At 47.3% G+C, this 14,625-nt stretch carries 18 protein-coding genes; 12 read left to right on the top strand and 6 right to left on the bottom strand.

Annotated elements, in window-relative coordinates; translation table 11 throughout:
* Nucleotides 1-26 precede the first annotated feature (26 nt).
* The 4 genes from DIJ65_RS05860 (at nucleotide 27) to DIJ65_RS05845 (ending at nucleotide 3,414) form a co-directional block, all read left to right on the top strand.
* On the top strand, nucleotides 27-212 hold the full coding sequence (locus DIJ65_RS05860) for a hypothetical protein (protein ID WP_071152444.1): 186 nt from the start codon (nucleotides 27-29) through the stop codon (nucleotides 210-212).
* A gap of 319 nt (nucleotides 213-531) precedes the next feature.
* On the top strand, nucleotides 532-1,911 hold the full coding sequence (locus DIJ65_RS05855) for an MFS transporter (RefSeq protein WP_230321287.1): 1,380 nt from the start codon (nucleotides 532-534) through the stop codon (nucleotides 1,909-1,911).
* A gap of 198 nt (nucleotides 1,912-2,109) precedes the next feature.
* Complete coding sequence (locus DIJ65_RS05850) at nucleotides 2,110-2,523, top strand: cupin domain-containing protein (RefSeq protein ID WP_071152445.1); 414 nt, start codon at nucleotides 2,110-2,112, stop codon at nucleotides 2,521-2,523.
* A 267-nt stretch (nucleotides 2,524-2,790) separates the two neighbouring features.
* Nucleotides 2,791-3,414: a DUF998 domain-containing protein gene (locus DIJ65_RS05845; protein ID WP_071152446.1), complete on the top strand. Its 624-nt coding sequence runs from the start codon at nucleotides 2,791-2,793 to the stop codon at nucleotides 3,412-3,414.
* 111 nt (nucleotides 3,415-3,525) lie between these two features.
* On the opposite strand, the gene DIJ65_RS05840 is transcribed toward DIJ65_RS05845, so the two are convergent.
* Nucleotides 3,526-3,960 carry an OsmC family protein gene (locus DIJ65_RS05840; protein ID WP_117300043.1) on the bottom strand — a complete coding sequence of 145 codons (435 nt, stop codon included), beginning with the start codon at nucleotides 3,958-3,960 and terminating at the stop codon, nucleotides 3,526-3,528.
* 160 nt (nucleotides 3,961-4,120) lie between these two features.
* Here DIJ65_RS05840 and DIJ65_RS05835 point away from each other — a divergent pair, with 160 nt between their 5' ends.
* The 7 genes from DIJ65_RS05835 to DIJ65_RS05805 all read left to right on the top strand — a co-directional run bounded on the left by DIJ65_RS05835 (nucleotide 4,121) and on the right by DIJ65_RS05805 (nucleotide 11,987).
* Nucleotides 4,121-4,867, top strand: coding sequence for a class I SAM-dependent methyltransferase (locus tag DIJ65_RS05835; protein WP_071152447.1), 747 nt, complete (start codon nucleotides 4,121-4,123; stop codon nucleotides 4,865-4,867).
* A gap of 88 nt (nucleotides 4,868-4,955) precedes the next feature.
* Nucleotides 4,956-5,432: a DinB family protein gene (locus tag DIJ65_RS05830; protein WP_117300045.1), complete on the top strand. Its 477-nt coding sequence runs from the start codon at nucleotides 4,956-4,958 to the stop codon at nucleotides 5,430-5,432.
* 180 nt (nucleotides 5,433-5,612) lie between these two features.
* The gene (locus tag DIJ65_RS05825; RefSeq protein WP_117300049.1) at nucleotides 5,613-8,360 is read left to right on the top strand and encodes a YfhO family protein; all 2,748 of its coding nucleotides are present in this window, start codon (nucleotides 5,613-5,615) and stop codon (nucleotides 8,358-8,360) included.
* Between the two features lie 156 nt (nucleotides 8,361-8,516).
* Nucleotides 8,517-9,212, top strand: a complete 696-nt coding sequence (locus DIJ65_RS05820) for an MgtC/SapB family protein (protein ID WP_230321288.1) — start codon at nucleotides 8,517-8,519, stop codon at nucleotides 9,210-9,212.
* 67 nt (nucleotides 9,213-9,279) lie between these two features.
* Nucleotides 9,280-10,299, top strand: a complete 1,020-nt coding sequence (locus DIJ65_RS05815; RefSeq protein WP_117300083.1) for an SDR family oxidoreductase — start codon at nucleotides 9,280-9,282, stop codon at nucleotides 10,297-10,299.
* Between the two features lie 86 nt (nucleotides 10,300-10,385).
* A complete protein-coding gene (locus tag DIJ65_RS05810; protein WP_117300051.1) occupies nucleotides 10,386-11,069 on the top strand; it encodes a FusB/FusC family EF-G-binding protein in 684 nt (227 codons plus the stop codon).
* Nucleotides 11,070-11,426: 357 nt separating this feature from the next.
* Entirely contained in the window at nucleotides 11,427-11,987 is a 561-nt protein-coding gene (locus tag DIJ65_RS05805; RefSeq protein ID WP_142836467.1) for a hypothetical protein, read from the top strand.
* 163 nt (nucleotides 11,988-12,150) lie between these two features.
* Here DIJ65_RS05805 and DIJ65_RS05800 read toward each other — a convergent pair whose 3' ends face one another.
* The 5 genes from DIJ65_RS05800 to DIJ65_RS05780 all read right to left on the bottom strand — a co-directional run bounded on the left by DIJ65_RS05800 (nucleotide 12,151) and on the right by DIJ65_RS05780 (nucleotide 14,043).
* Nucleotides 12,151-12,486 carry a DUF4097 family beta strand repeat-containing protein gene (locus DIJ65_RS05800; RefSeq protein WP_071152269.1) on the bottom strand — a complete coding sequence of 112 codons (336 nt, stop codon included), beginning with the start codon at nucleotides 12,484-12,486 and terminating at the stop codon, nucleotides 12,151-12,153.
* Between the two features lie 22 nt (nucleotides 12,487-12,508).
* A complete protein-coding gene (locus DIJ65_RS05795; protein ID WP_230321289.1) occupies nucleotides 12,509-12,874 on the bottom strand; it encodes a DUF4097 family beta strand repeat-containing protein in 366 nt (121 codons plus the stop codon).
* Nucleotides 12,865-13,185 (bottom strand): DUF1700 domain-containing protein, encoded by a 321-nt coding sequence (locus DIJ65_RS05790; protein ID WP_117300055.1) that lies wholly within the window; start codon nucleotides 13,183-13,185, stop codon nucleotides 12,865-12,867. Before DIJ65_RS05790 ends, DIJ65_RS05795 begins: the two co-directional genes overlap by 10 nt.
* Complete coding sequence (locus DIJ65_RS05785; protein ID WP_071152266.1) at nucleotides 13,178-13,501, bottom strand: PadR family transcriptional regulator; 324 nt, start codon at nucleotides 13,499-13,501, stop codon at nucleotides 13,178-13,180. Before DIJ65_RS05785 ends, DIJ65_RS05790 begins: the two co-directional genes overlap by 8 nt.
* Nucleotides 13,502-13,653: 152 nt before the next feature.
* Entirely contained in the window at nucleotides 13,654-14,043 is a 390-nt protein-coding gene (locus DIJ65_RS05780; protein WP_071152265.1) for a hypothetical protein, read from the bottom strand.
* Between the two features lie 239 nt (nucleotides 14,044-14,282).
* On the opposite strand from DIJ65_RS05780, the gene DIJ65_RS16260 reads away from it, so the two are divergent.
* Nucleotides 14,283-14,444: a hypothetical protein gene (locus DIJ65_RS16260; RefSeq protein WP_154706088.1), complete on the top strand. Its 162-nt coding sequence runs from the start codon at nucleotides 14,283-14,285 to the stop codon at nucleotides 14,442-14,444.
* The last annotated feature ends 181 nt before the right edge of the window (nucleotides 14,445-14,625 follow it).

The following is a 14,625-nucleotide window of genomic DNA, read 5'->3' as shown; positions in this document are numbered from 1 at the left end:
TCTTCTGATAACTCCGCTGTGTGTGGTTGTCTGGTAACTCCTATTTTACAGGAACGGACGATTTTTTTGTACGCATCTGGAATTCCGGAACGGGTCAATGGGATGAAACGCTGGAAAAGCAGGTGGAGGAGCGGGAAATTATAGAATGGCGAAGAGAAATGGAAGAGAAAGAAGAAGCTGCAGGAATCGATCAGGCAAAAATAATCCTGTGAAAATGTAAGAACTTTAAAACACAAAATCTCCCGTACGCTTATGTCCGGGAGATTTTTTAAAATTGCCTCCAATCATGCAGGGCTTAAGCTGTATACAGTAAGAATATCAATAATAGAAGAGAATCAGGTTCAGGAGGAAGACATTTTTGAACGATGCAGGAAATGTTCACTAATTCGAACATATTTTAATAAAGTAGCGAAGGTGCGTCTTTTCATTTTAAATAATAGATTGAATTGTCTGGAAATAATGTTTACAATAACTCTAATACCGACTGGTTGGTATGTTGGGTGCAGAAGATTTTTAGAGGGGGGAAGCTAGTTGATAGTAGAAGAGCGGCAGAAAATTATTGCGGGATCGGTACAGGAAGAAGTTCCGGACCATAAGGAAATGTTGAGTTACGGAACGGGGTTTTTCGGAGTCATTCTGGTCTGGACACTGGTTGGGACATTTCTTACGTTTTATTACACTGACGTCGCAGGTATTTCAGCAGGGGTTGTCGGAACGCTGATGCTGGTCGCCCGGCTACTGGATGGGGTGACGGATCTTGGAATGGGGACATTGGTGGACCGGACAAGGTCGAAACACGGCAAAGCACGACCGTGGATCCTTTGGATGGGCGTTCCGCTTGGAATTTCGGTGGTGCTGCTGTTTGCGGTTCCGGACATCGGGACTACCGGCAAAATCATCTACGCCTCCATCACTTACATATTGCTGATTTTGCTTTACACTGCAGTATCGATTCCTTACAAGACGCTGCTTGGGTTGATGTCGCAGGAGCCGAACAAACGCTCCATGCTCAATATCTATACAGGCATTTTCACGATGCTCAGTACTTTGCTGATCACGATCCTTGCCGAACCGGTGGCAAGTGCGATTGGTGGAACGCAGGGATGGACGATGGTTGCAGGTTTCTGTGGACTCGTCATCATGCTGACCAGTTATTTTGCTTTTCGCTCAACGACAGAACGCGTTGAAATAACATCTGTCGATCAGCCCCGAAACGATATTCCGTTAAAAATTACATTGAAAGCGTTGTTCACCAATAAATACTGGCTGATCATCACGGGCTATTGTGTAATCGCTTACACTCTGAATGCTCTGCTCGCGGGAGCGGGTTTGTACTATGCAACGTATGTCTTCGGTGATGCCACCATCTTCTCGCTCATCGGCTTCCTGCTGTTTCTGCCGACAATCATCGGCTTCTTTTTTATGGCGAAGCTGGTAAAACGGTTCGGCAAACGCAATATCGCTTTATTCGTTTCGGTGCTGGGCATCTTCGGCCCGGTTGTGAAGATGATCGATCCTTACAGCCTGTCCATATTTTCAGTCGGAACGGTGATCCAGGGATTCGGCCTGCTGCCAATCATCATGTTCCTTTACGCGATGATCAACGATACGGTTGAATACGGGGAATGGAAACATGGAATCCGGACGGCTGGCCTCGTCAACAGTGCGGCCAGTTTCGGTATGAAAATGGGAGCCGGCCTCGGAGGAGCTCTTATTGGCTGGTCATTGGCTTTCGGGGGCTACGCCGGTGGTCTCGAAAGCCAGACAGATACGGCGATGACCGTCATCCTGGCGCTGAACATTCACATCCCGCTGTTACTGGCAATTGTGCAGACGATCCTTATGTGGACGTATAAACTTGATAAACAATATCCGCAAATTCTGGCTGATCTGCAGCAACGGAAGCTGTAGGATTTTCAGCCAAAAAATGATAATAAGTCTGCATAATGAAATTCAAGTTAAATTAAATTGCGAAACATTCACCAACGCTGAGGGCAGTATCAAATCGTAAAAATGCAATTCATCTCCTGCAACAAAACCTCTTGTTTGAACATGCGCATTTGAAGGTATATTACGAGTTTCGAAGAAAATTCAAAGGAGGAATTTGAAATGGACTTTAAAGACCATGGAAAAGAACCGTATGTATTGAATATCGAAGACGCCACCGAAAATAACAACAATTTCCGGACAACAATCTGGACGGGTGAAAACCTGCAGGTGACCGTGATGAGCGTGGAAGCTGGCGACGACATCGGCTTGGAGAAACACGATGGCGACCAATTCCTGCGCATTGAAGACGGCAAAGGCTTCGTGCAGATGGGTGACAGCGAAGACAACCTGACATTCGAACAAAACGCCGAGGAAGATTTCGCCATCATGATTCCAGCAGGAAAATATCACAATGTAACCAATAACGGCGATGAGCCACTAAAGGTCTATTCAATCTATGCACCGTCGGAACATCCTGCCGGCACAGTGCATAAAACAAAAGCTGAAGCGGAAGCTGCAGAAGCAGAAGAATAGGATATAGAATCACAAAAGGGCATCCTCGGATTGAGGATGCCCTTTTTTCACACAGTTTCAGCTCCAATGGCTGAATCCCGTAATCGAACTACTAAAGCCGGTCAGATCTGGCGAAAACCCAGTCCCATGCAGTGCGGGGGTTCAGTGTTACGGTCCTCGCCAGGACAAATCATTACCTGTTAACAGTAAAATTATGGATAATTACATCAAGCGAATGATTCCGGTTTGTTAACAAGCTGCAATTCCAGACAGGGAGGATAGGAAGCTATGGCGAAGAAACTGACCATCTTTGGAGCATTGGGCGTGCTCGCATACGTAATCCATGTGGTTCTTGGCGGATTTCTGTGGGAAGGCTATAGTCATCTGCACCAACCAATCAGTGACCTTACCGCACGAGGTGCGCCTAATCGGGGCTTATTAAGCAGCATCACGTTTTTGTATGGAGTGTTTTCGATCCTTTTCGCTGCCAGTGCTTATATTGTCATCAAACGCTTTGCGCCAAAAATTTCACGGATCGGCATGCTGCTGTTTCTTGTAATGCAGGTGATTTCCATCACGTATGGCCTGTTTCCCCAGGATCTGCCCGGGGCCCCGATGACTTTCACCGGTCTGATGCATCTCGTCATCACAGCCCTTATCGTTCCGCTGACGATTCTTGCACCGCTTTTGGTCGGTATCGGATTCAGGAAAATCAGGAGCTTTCAAAGCTATGGGAATTATTCAATTGCAACGGGAGGCATCATCCTGATTGCAGGGGGCAGCGCCGCGTTTTTCTTTGCAAATCAATGGCCGTATTTCGGGTTGGTCGAACGGATCAATATCGGGGTGCTGCAGCTCTGGATGCTGGTAACCTCAATCAGGCTTTTTACCATGAAAGAACCTTCTATATAAAAGGAGATAAACAAAAAGGGGCGTCGCCAAATCCAAATGGTTTGGCGACGCCCCTTTGTTTCTGTACTGGTCAGGATGATCTTAAAAAAGACCGCAAAGTCGGGTTTCCCATTAATCTACAGCAACTTCCTTGTGATTCAGCATCAGCCGGTAGCGGACGTCCGCTTTTAGCGAATGGGCGACCGGACAATATTTCTCGCCGCTGACTTCGATGGCGTGAAGCACTTTATCGGCATCGATATCGCCTTCGACGAAGAAAGTGACAACAATCGACAGGAACTCTTTTGGCGGATTCCGGCGCTTTTCGCTTTCGGTAACGATTTCAATGGAGCGAATATCTTGCAGTCTTGTCCGCAAAATCATGATGACATCCATCCCGACGCATCCCGCAAGCGCCCCCAGCAAAGCTTGCATGGGCAACAGGCCTTGTTCATGTCCCACTCCGTGGTGTGCATCCATCGTAAGCGTGTGTCCGCCTTGTCCCACTGCAGAGAAAACAAAATCCCCTTGCCATTTCGTACTGAGAACCAATTGATCTGTCTCCATCACTCATCCTCCTGACTTCTTTCTTTCAGTTTATCACGGGTTTGTTAAAAGAATGTGAAAATATTAGAAATTTCTGATAAATTTAGTATACAATACTGTCAAGAGGAGTAAAACATTTTGTGTTTCACTCAATTGCAGAAGAAAGGCGGGGTGGCGAGCGATGAAACTTTACAAAGAGTTGGCGGAATGGTGGCCGTTGATGTCTCCCCATACGGAATATGAAGAGGAAGCGGCGCTCTATCTCGAACTCATCCGGCGCTATCATGCAGATGTCAAAGCGGCAGTCGAGTTCGGTTCCGGAGGCGGCAACAATGCATTTTACCTGAAGCAGCGCTTTTCCATGACTTTGACGGACCTTTCGGCGGATATGCTGAAAGTCAGCGAACGATTAAATCCGGATTGCGAACACGTCCAGGGAGACATGAAGAAGCTGGACCTTGGTGCCACTTTCGATTTGGTTTTTATTCACGATGCGATCATGTATTTTACAACAAAGGCCGAGTTGCTCGAAGTAATGGTTAACGCAAAAAAGCATTTGAATGAGAGAGGCATTCTCATGATCATGACGGACCATTTCAAAGAAACATTCAAGCCTGTAACAGACCATGGCGGCATCGATGCAGGCAAGCGCGGCATGCGGTATTTGGAATGGACGTATGACAGCAATCCCGACGACCATGTGACAGAAACCGAATACGCCTATATTCTGCGGGATGAAAATGGAACAGTTTTCAGGGAATACGACCGTGCGGAATCAGGGCTGTTTTCTATGCCGGAATGGGAAGAAATACTGGCTGAAGCCGGATTTCAGGCAAATTTCGAACGGGTTGAATACACCGGGCTCGAAGGACCTTATTTCGCCATTGTTGCGACGCAGACGGCAGACGTGGACGGAACCAAAAATTAAAAGCGAACCTTAACGTTAGTCGGTTTTAATAGTTTTGTCTTAATCGTTACACAGATCCGGCCAGCAGATAAATCGAGGAGGACTGTTTATGAATGAGCTATTCTTTCGGAAAGCATTCCACGGCAAGGGCGCGCATGTTGATACGGCGACAGTGTTTGATGGATTGGACTGGCGCAAAGCGGCGGAAAAACGGAGAGATAGTGCGCATTCTGTATGGGAAACACTATTCCATATGAATTATTGGCAGGATTTCATGTTGGCCCTCCTGGAAGGAGAAAAACCGGGAACTCCGGAACGCGCTGCGGAATCATGGCCGGATTCACCATCGCCTGCTGATGCGGCAGAGTGGAATGCAGGAATCTCGCATTTCCTGCAGGGGCTGGAAAGAGCCGAACTGGAAGCGGCGAAAGATTTAACTCAGCAGGGGTTTGGTAAAGAAGAGCGAACGCGTGCAGACTGTTTGATGACAATCCTGCTCCATAACAGTTACCATGCAGGACAGGTGGTTGTTGCGCGAAGAACAATCGGTGCCTGGCCTCCTCCTTCTGGGGGAGATACGTGGTAAAAGGATGTCCGGTAAAAGGTGGCGAAGAAGATTGCTCCAAGGAGTTCATAAGTGAGCGGGAAATATTATGCTATGCAGTATTGGAATTTGGAAAGATCGTATTTTTTCGAAAAAATCCACGCTTCAATTCTTCTCCAACCGTTTCTGCCGGTGAATCTACTATGGAAAAGTAGGTGACTTATGAAAAGACTTTTGCCTTTCTTGCAACTTGCTGGTCTTTGTCTGCTGTTAAGTGGTGCTGGACATATCGTCTACCTGGTGGAATGGGCGGGCAATCGTTTTATGCTCGGCCCGAATGACGGTTTGTCACAAATGATGCCATTCAAATCGATGCTCTATGAACAATACACTTCAGGTGAATTTTTCTATTCCTCTTTTTTCGGTCTGGGGAGCGGCACATACAGTTGGCTGTCGTATTATTTTTCAACGTCCATTGTATTTATACTGACAGTCGGATTTTTTTACATACTGGAACTTCTCGGAATCATCGCAGAGCCGGATCTTCTGTTCTGGGCGCATGCGGCGGTATTCATCAATATCACCAGGCTTGCGGCGGCACTGTTCATCAGCTGCCTTGTGTTCCGATACATGAAATTCGGTTGGCTGCCTGCATTTCTTGGTGCCGTCATTTACGGGTTGTCGAGTATGTATTTTCGCCACGCCATTTACTGGGAGTTTTACGCTGACGCTTATTTATGGCTGCCACTGCTGATTTTCGGCATCGAAAAAGTGTTTCGCGAAGGGCGTCCAGGGTGGTTTTTGGCTATGGTTGCGGTATCGATGATTGACAATTTCTATTTTGCCTATATCAATTTTCTGCTCGCCGGCATATACATACTGTTCCGGCTCTTTTTGCCGCTTGCGGAAAATGAAATTAAAAGACCCAAAGCGCTTGTTCTTTTTGGGCTGAGCGGATTGATCGGTGCGGGTATCAGTGCGGTTTCCTTTGTGCCCGCAGTGTATTCGTTTTTGAACAATCACCGTCCTCCTTATGCCCACGACGTCGAATGGCTGGCGTTTCACGATAATATCCTGTTCACGAGCAGCTATGTCATTTTGCCGGCGGCGTTTGTCGGAATGGTATTTGCCTTCCCGTTTTTTCGGGATTCAACATTCCGCTTTTTCGCTTCGCTTGTACTGTTTGGAACCCTGCTCCATTACAGTCCGCAAATTGCCAGTGTCTTTAACGGCTTTTCCGCACCGCAGTACCGCTGGGAATACTTTCTGTCCTTTGCCTCAGGCGGTGCCGTGGCCGCCGGGTTCAGCCGGCTGTCTTTGCTCCATATGAAACAGTTCACGATTGCCGGGGGAGTTGCGCTGGTCGTTTACGGTTTGTTTGCATTGGGCGACGAAAGACTGGAGGTTCAGCCAGGCTTTGTTTTCTTGGTTGTTGCTGCGGCGGTGCTCATTTTGACGCTGTTTGCCCAGGCCGTTGACAGAAATTCCATCTACGGACAGGGAGCTGTCGTCATCTTGATGGTACTGGCTTTTGCTGCAGCAGGCTACCAGTTTTTACTGGCGGTTGCCGAAGAGGGGGTAACCATTCAGATACCATTGTTCCTGGGCATAATCGGGTCAGCGTTGTTTACATTCATGCTGCTGCTTCGCGCCGTCAAGGATCCTTCGAAAAAGAGTGGGGCTGCGGCGTTTATTGTCTTCGCCCTGCTGATTTTCGCAAGCGGATTCCAGTACGTATTGCTGGTGAAAAGCGGTGATACGGAGTTGGTCTCCGAACAGTATATTACCGGGGACGAGTACGATGATCCGGAGATTCGCGGTTTGCTGACGGAAATCAGGGAACGGGACGCATTTCCGTTTACCCGCATCGATTGGATGGAAGGAATACGGAACAATACACCGATGGTCCAGGACTTTCATGGGGTAAGTGCGTACTCCAGTATTCTGAATGACCAAATCCTGGATTTTTACCTGCGTGAACTGGAAATCGACATGGGGCGTGAAAGCGTCAGCCGCTACGCCACCCTGAACAGGAGGACCAATCTGCACAGCCTGCTTTTGGTGAATTATACAATCCTTGCCCGCGAGGATGAAAATGTGCCCGCATTTTTTGAACCCATACTGGAATCGGAAAACTACATCGTCTATAAAAATCAGCTGCCCTTGCCTTTCGTGCGATCAGCATCAAGCGCCTACAGCGAAGAAAGCCTGGCCGGTGCGCCGGTGATCCTCCGGGAGCACGCCATGCTGACGGGTGTGGTTTTGAAAAATCCCGCAACGCAGGCTCCGCTACCGCCAGTGCCTGAAGAAAGGGCAGTCGATATTATCGGTATCGAAGCGACGTATGAAGATGAAGTGCTGGAGGTAACCGGTGAATCAGGGGGCATCGACATTGTCCTGGAGGAGCCTGTCCCGGAAGAAAGTGATTTATACGTCGCCATGAATCTTGTCAGTCTCGCTGAAGACCAGCGGTTTACAATCCACATCAATTCCTATAAAACATCGAGAAAATCGAACGTTTCGATTTATAAAACTTTCGTTGATGATTTGACTCTTCGCCTTCCTGCAGATGACACAATCCGGATCCGCCTCCGCCAGGGCACATACAGACTGACGGAATTGGCGGTTTATGAGGAGCCGTACGATGTGTTCCGCGCTGAAGTGGCTGATGCCACGGGAGGCAATGACTTCGAATGGGACGGCAGCCGCATTCGCGTGGATTACCGAAATGATGAGAATGATGAGTTTCTCGTATTGCCGGTTCCCTATGAAGTGGGCTGGACAGCGGAAGTGAACGGAGAAGGGGTTGAGGTATTGGAAGCGAATTACGCTTTCCTGGCGGTACCGGCAGTTCCGGGACAGAATGAAGTCATACTCACTTACTGGCCGCCGCATTTCTGGAAATCATTGCTGGTCAGCGTGGTATCGCTGTTCGGAGGGATTGTATATTTGTGGAAACGAAGAAGGTGAATGGAAGAGGCATGTCCACCTAACCTTTACACCGTTTTCCAATGACGGGAATAATCACATGACGACAGGCGAATTCAAGGAACCTGCTTATACGAATAATTCGGTGCTTTGTCGGGTACGGTAGAGTAATGGATGTTCAGATAGAGGGGGATGACAATGGATTTTTTGCCTGAAGATTATATGGTAATAACCATACGCCTTCTGATGGCTGCATTATTAAGCGGCATTATTGGTATGGAAAGAGAGACAAAAAAACAGCCTGCAGGGCTGCGTACCCACCTTTTGGTGGGCACAGGCGCATGTCTTATGATGATCCTTTCTGTTACCGGTTTTGATAACTTCATCAATACAGCCAGTGGGCCCCTGCAGTTTGATCCGGGCCGCATCCCTTCCTATGTTATAAGCGGAATCGGTTTTCTGGGAGCGGGGACCATCATCGTCAACAGGGGTTCCGTGAAAGGGTTGGCGACTGCGGCTTCGATCTGGGTGGCTGCCGGACTCGGGTTGGTGATCGGGATCGGCATGTATTATGTAGCCGTATTATCGACGCTTATTGTAATTGGTACGTTATTTGTGCTGGGAAAAGTCGAGAAGAAATACATCTCTACGCATAAGCACAAACAAATCGTTGTGATCGCGGAAGACCATGATGAAATGTTCTCCAAAATCAGCGGCTATTTTGAGGAATACAATCTGGCAATCATTGATTTTCAAATTGAAGACATCAACACCTTCAGTGAAAAACAAGTATCAAAATACATTTTTTCAATAAATGAAGGAAAAGTCGAAAGTGAGATGGAACTGGTTAAACAGCTTCAGAAATTGCCGGGCATCACAAAAGTGATTGTGTAATTTACAGCTGAGCCAGGATCCTGTTGTTCTGGAGTTTTCTGGCATGCAAACGGAAAGGGGCAGAAAAATGAAGATCTTAGTTCTTGGAGGCACACGATTTTTAGGACGGGTTCTGGTGGAAGCGGCACTGGGGAGCGGCCATGAAGTGACATTATTCAACAGAGGCAAAACGGATCCGGAACTGTTTCCGGAAACGGAAAAACTGGTTGGCGACCGCGACGGAAATTTGGATGTACTGAAAGGCCGGGTGTGGGACGCGGTCATAGATACAAGCGGCTATGTCCCGTGGTCCGTGCGCGAGTCGGCGGCGTTATTGGCAGATGCAGCGGACCATTATACATTCATCTCGAGTGTGTCGGTTTATGATGAGCTGGAAGAACCGTGGATTGATGAAGGCCATACCGTCGGAAAATTGGCGCCGGAAAGAGTGGAAGAGCTGAAAAGGATGGAAGCGGACGAGGCCATCAGGGAGCATTACGGCGAGCTGAAGTTCCTATGCGAAAGGGAAGTGGAGCGTGCGTTTCCCGGACGCAGTTTCATTGTCAGGCCGGGGCTGATCGTCGGACCTTATGATTTCACAGACCGTTTTGCTTATTGGATCAACCGGATTGCAAAGGGCGGAGAGGTGCTGGCGCCCGGGCGTCGGGACAAGTCCGTCCAGTTTATCGATGTCCGCGACCTTGCCGAGTGGATCCTTCGGATGGTGGAGTCAAAAGCGGACGGAACATTTAATGCAACCGGTCCGGAAACCGAATTGACGATGCAGGAGTTTTTGGACACATGCAAGGAAACTGTCGGAAATGAGACCGAACTGATCTGGATTGACGAAAAATTCCTCCTCGGCCACGAAGTAAATGGCTGGACCGATTTGCCCCTTTGGATTCCGGACAGCAGTAATATGGATGGCTTTTTGAAGGTGGATATCCGGAAGGCACTGCATGCCGGCCTGAAATTCCGGTCACTCGAAGAAACCATTCGGGATACGCTTGCCTGGGAGTCCACACGCACACCACATGAGCGAAAAGCCGGGCTGGACCCCCAAAAGGAAAAAGCTGTGCTTTATGATTGGACCGAAAAGGGTTTGTGAAACTAAGAGGCATTACACTCCAAAATTCTTTGGGATTGGTTTATGATAAGAGTCATAGCGCACCTTCGAAAAAGGAGTGTTTCAAAATGATACATGCTAAAGAGACAAGCAATAGCCAGGGGATTACGGGAGACCGTCCGGACCCATTTATCCGGAATGACCAGTTTAATTTCATCAAAGGCCAGACGGACATCTTGGTCAACGGCAAAGCGACAAGCAGTGATGCGGAAGTGCTGAGTGTGCTGCGGCATCTGTCGCAGGAGAAGGTGTTCGACTTGTTCCCTTCCTTAAGTGAAGAACAGAAAGCTGTGCTCCAACCACTGACGGCGGTGAAAGAACCTGCGGATGCCGAAAATTTCCTGGGTCAGTTGGTGGCATATGTGGTGCCATTCCAGAATGTGACAGACCAGCACTTGAAGAAGTTATTCCCGAAAGCGAAAAAGCTGAAAGGTCCGAAGCTCGATACTTTCGATTTTCGTAAGCTGTCATATCTCGGCTGGATCGAGAGCTCGACGCTTATGTACCTGGTTATAGAAAGGGATGGAAGGCTCGATGGCGTCCACGGCAGCTTCAACCGCAGTGCGAAATATGGCATCTGCTCGATCTGCAACCGCCACAGCGAAGTAGGGCTGTTCACTGCCAGGACAAAAGGTTCGGGTCAGGACAATTTCATCAAACGCGGCAACTACATCTGTCAGGACAGTGCAACCTGCAACAGCAATATCGATACATTGGAGTATCTGCATAAATTTGTGGACTTGCTGCAATAGGAAGAAAGCGAAAGAGGCTCTCCGGGAAACTGGGAGCCTTTTTTATGTCCAATAAAATTTGCGAATAACGGGTTGGGAAAATTTTCGTAATTTTTCTGGTGATATTTCAAAAAGAATGTTATCGGTACTAATTATTTTTTATTGCTATCACTTTAATGAGTTTAAATCGTTAATTGTGAATTTTTAATAGGTAATAATAACGTAAAATATTTTTTGGTTATTGGGAAATAGAGGGTGCTATTGATTTGAAAAATTTGTCAGTCTAACATCGTAGGTAAGGAATATTTAAACGTGGAATTCAGCTGCAACAGCAACTCGCTTGAAAGAATGGAATATATCCTTATTGGAGATGAAGCCATGAAAAGAAAATTGATATCGTCACTTATTCTCGTTGGAGTGATTTTCCTTGGTTTGCTTGGATACAAGCACTTGGGGACCGTAGAATCGAATAGCGGTGTACAGGGATTGTCCAAGTCGTACGAAACGCTTGAAGACTTAAAAGCGGAAGCGGATTTGGTGGTGCTTGTTAATGTACCTCTGTATTATGATATCCGGGAGTTCAGAGGAGAGAGTGGAACTACAAAGCAGGCCTTTTACGAGGTGGCAGTCGATGAAGTTTTTATCGATCGTACCGGCCAGGATTTTGATGAAGAGTCGGAGATCGTAATCAAGCAGGTAATCGGCATGAAGGACAGAAAAGAGACTGAGTACAGCTCTGAACAAGGGATGAAGCCGATGAAAACGGGGCAATACCTGTTGTTTCTGAACAAAGTGAGGCACCCGGCAGATGGAATCGTCTATTACGTGTCGAACTCACTTCAACACCTTTACAGGTGCAAAGACGATAAAACCTTTAAAAATATTGCCTCTGATGAATTGGGGGAAATAAGTTATTCTGAGTTAACGGTCGGTGAATAGGAGATTCGTAAACTGCAGGCCGCTAATGCATGGGGGTTCGCCGGGCTTAATAATGATGAAAGTTTAACAGAAATTACTGCAATCAGTGAATAGAAAATGCCGCCTGTGAAATCATTTGACTTCACAGGCGGCATTTTTGCATCTTTTTCAATTGAAAACTCCATCACACCATTTTTACTGTAATGCTGCCGTTGTCGGATTGGAGATCGACCGGGTGGTGGCCGGTTCCAAAAACGGTTCTTCTTTTCTTCGAGCCGAATACAGAAACCGTGCCCCAATCGACATCAGCATTGATGGTGGCATTCTCGGGTTGTCTATTTGTTTCCAGCAGAATGGAGCCGTTGTCGGTTTGCAGGCTGATGGTGCGTTCAAGGTCAGCCGCCAAAAGGTGGATGCGGCCATTGTCGGTCTGGGCCTGGACGTCACCTGCAATTTCTTTCAGCGTAATGGCGCCGTTGTCAGAAGCTGCATGCAATTTGCCGGTGCGGATATCTTTCAAAGTGAGCTGGCCATTGTCTGTTTCAGCTCTCAGATCTCAGATCTTTTGCCTGGACAGCCGTCAGCTTAATGGCTCCGTTGTCTGATTTCACCGCGAAATTTCCAGCGTTTATTTGGCTCAGGTCGATGCTGCCGTTATCCGTCTCAACGAGAAATTCTGTGCTTTCCAGACGTTCACCGGTGATGGTGCCATGGTCGGAAAGGATTTGAATCTTTTCATACAGTTTGGCAGGCAGCTGAACGATGAGCGCGGGTGACTTCAAACCGCCGGTGAAAGTGAAGATTCCCAATTTTCTGGTTTCTTCCTTTAAGCTGATCACGAGTGTGCGGTCAAGGATGTCGACAGCGAGGTGCTGGCGATAGGTTTTATTTTCAACATCTACATGCATTTTGCCGTCATCGGAAGGCGAAATCCGCACCAACGAATTGTCGGTCTGAATATCAACTCCATCGAATTTGTCTTTCGAAATATCGATTTTTCAGCAGGTGCTGTTGTTTGTGTAAAATCAAAACTGTCAATCAGTTCTTTGGCGATGGCATCCGGTGCGCCCAGTTCCGCAGCAATGTCGCTGTCGGATTTGCCATCAGCACGGCCGTTTGCGAAGTATTCCCGAATATCCTGCAGAATGTCGTTGCGTTCTTCGGCAGGCAGCCGGTCCAATGCTTGCTCCAATTGTTGCAGAAATTGTTGTTCAGTCATTTCGCACACCCTCTTCGATTAGTTTATTGACCCCGTCCGTAAAGCTTTTCCATTCTTCGAGCTGTACATGAAGATACGTTCTGCCGGCTTCGGTGAGCGAATAATATTTGCGCGGCGGACCTTCCGTCGATTCCTGCAAATACGTGGAGAAATACCCTTCTTTGGTCAGACGGCGGAGCAGGGGATAGACAGCGCCTTCCGAAATGGCGATGCGATCGGAAATCTTCTGCACCAATTCATAGCCATAGCGATCCTGCTTATCCAACAGAACCAGCACACATAGATTCAATGCGCCTTTTTTAAACTGAATGTTCACCGATAACGCCTCCTTTCTTAACTAGTATTTTATAAACAGTAGTAATTAATGAATAATATATCACTCAGTACTATTCAATGCAAGGTATTGTTTTCGGTTTTATTCGCAAAGCATTAAAAAAATCCTCCCCATCAGGGAGGATTCTTCCACACTTATTCTTTTTCCGTCAGGAATGTGATCACCGCAAACAGCAGGAACGCAATCAGCAACAGTGTGCCGCCGACGATGAAGAGTACCATGACCAAGGTTTCGTTCCAATTGAAAGGGTTGAGATTGTAAAGCCACATGCCGCCGGTCAGGCCGACCGCGCCGACCATCGCGAAGATGCCGTGTATCGTGACGAGTTTCTTGTATTTGATTGTATAGGCGTGATAGAAGATACCCCAGGCAAACACTGATAACCAGCCTACCAGCAGGATGTGCGCATGGACCGGACGAAGTGAGTAATCCATCTGGCCCGCCATATGCGAACCGAGATATGTGCCGATAAAACCGAATATTGCCGAGAAGCGGATCAACCGCAGGCTCCAAACTTTTTCCATGAATAAAACCTCCAAAATCATGTTTGCTTCAAATCGGGATGAGGGAAAGTGAGGAAGAACTTGCTTCCTGAACCGATTGTGCTTTTAGCATCAATAATAACATGGTGAAGCTTGAAATTATGTGACAGGAATGTGATTTTGGTGATGGCCAATCTTTTTTAAAAAGAAAAACTCTTGTATCTGTTTTATTCATCCCTTAACGGGAATATCAATACTAATACAAAAGAGGAGGGATTGGATTGGCAAGAGACAAGAACAAAGATGAACTGCAGACGCACCAGCGTGACATGGAACTGAGACAAGAGGCACAGGACTATAAAGCAGATATCGACCTTTCCGCAGAAGAACTCCAGGGCACGGATGACAATAAGAATGAGGATAAGAATAAAGACAGGAAGTAACATCAAATTCAACCTTTCCCCCGTATGCCGGACTGTCCGGTATGCGGGTTTTTTGATGCAGGTGAAATTGGGTTTGCCAAACATTAAAATGGTCGAATTTTAAAGACCTTGCCACAGCCCATTAGGGGTTTTGGCAAGGTCTTTAATTGAGGCAGACTAATTCGCTTTAATCACTATGCGT

Origin of the sequence: Planococcus salinarum (genome assembly GCF_007004625.1) — a bacterium.
Classification (GTDB): Bacteria; Bacillota; Bacilli; order Bacillales_A; family Planococcaceae; genus Planococcus; species Planococcus salinarum.
This window is presented reverse-complemented; position numbering and strand designations above follow the sequence as displayed.

What these genes read in the sequence shown, in the direction of transcription:
- DIJ65_RS05835 (WP_071152447.1), top strand. Translation starts at nt 4,121, where the DNA reads ATGAAACTTTACAAAGAGTTGGCGGAATGGTGGCCGTTGATGTCTCCC.
- DIJ65_RS05810 (WP_117300051.1), top strand. Translation starts at nt 10,386, where the DNA reads ATGATACATGCTAAAGAGACAAGCAATAGCCAGGGGATTACGGGAGAC.
- DIJ65_RS05845 (WP_071152446.1), top strand. Translation starts at nt 2,791, where the DNA reads ATGGCGAAGAAACTGACCATCTTTGGAGCATTGGGCGTGCTCGCATAC.
- DIJ65_RS05790 (WP_117300055.1), bottom strand. Translation starts at nt 13,185, where the DNA reads ATGACTGAACAACAATTTCTGCAACAATTGGAGCAAGCATTGGACCGG.
- DIJ65_RS05815 (WP_117300083.1), top strand. Translation starts at nt 9,280, where the DNA reads ATGAAGATCTTAGTTCTTGGAGGCACACGATTTTTAGGACGGGTTCTG.
- DIJ65_RS05825 (WP_117300049.1), top strand. Translation starts at nt 5,613, where the DNA reads ATGAAAAGACTTTTGCCTTTCTTGCAACTTGCTGGTCTTTGTCTGCTG.
- DIJ65_RS05820 (WP_230321288.1), top strand. Translation starts at nt 8,517, where the DNA reads ATGGATTTTTTGCCTGAAGATTATATGGTAATAACCATACGCCTTCTG.
- DIJ65_RS05795 (WP_230321289.1), bottom strand. Translation starts at nt 12,874, where the DNA reads ATGCATGTAGATGTTGAAAATAAAACCTATCGCCAGCACCTCGCTGTC.
- DIJ65_RS05830 (WP_117300045.1), top strand. Translation starts at nt 4,956, where the DNA reads ATGAATGAGCTATTCTTTCGGAAAGCATTCCACGGCAAGGGCGCGCAT.
- DIJ65_RS05780 (WP_071152265.1), bottom strand. Translation starts at nt 14,043, where the DNA reads ATGGAAAAAGTTTGGAGCCTGCGGTTGATCCGCTTCTCGGCAATATTC.
- DIJ65_RS05805 (WP_142836467.1), top strand. Translation starts at nt 11,427, where the DNA reads ATGAAAAGAAAATTGATATCGTCACTTATTCTCGTTGGAGTGATTTTC.
- DIJ65_RS05840 (WP_117300043.1), bottom strand. Translation starts at nt 3,960, where the DNA reads ATGGAGACAGATCAATTGGTTCTCAGTACGAAATGGCAAGGGGATTTT.
- DIJ65_RS05850 (WP_071152445.1), top strand. Translation starts at nt 2,110, where the DNA reads ATGGACTTTAAAGACCATGGAAAAGAACCGTATGTATTGAATATCGAA.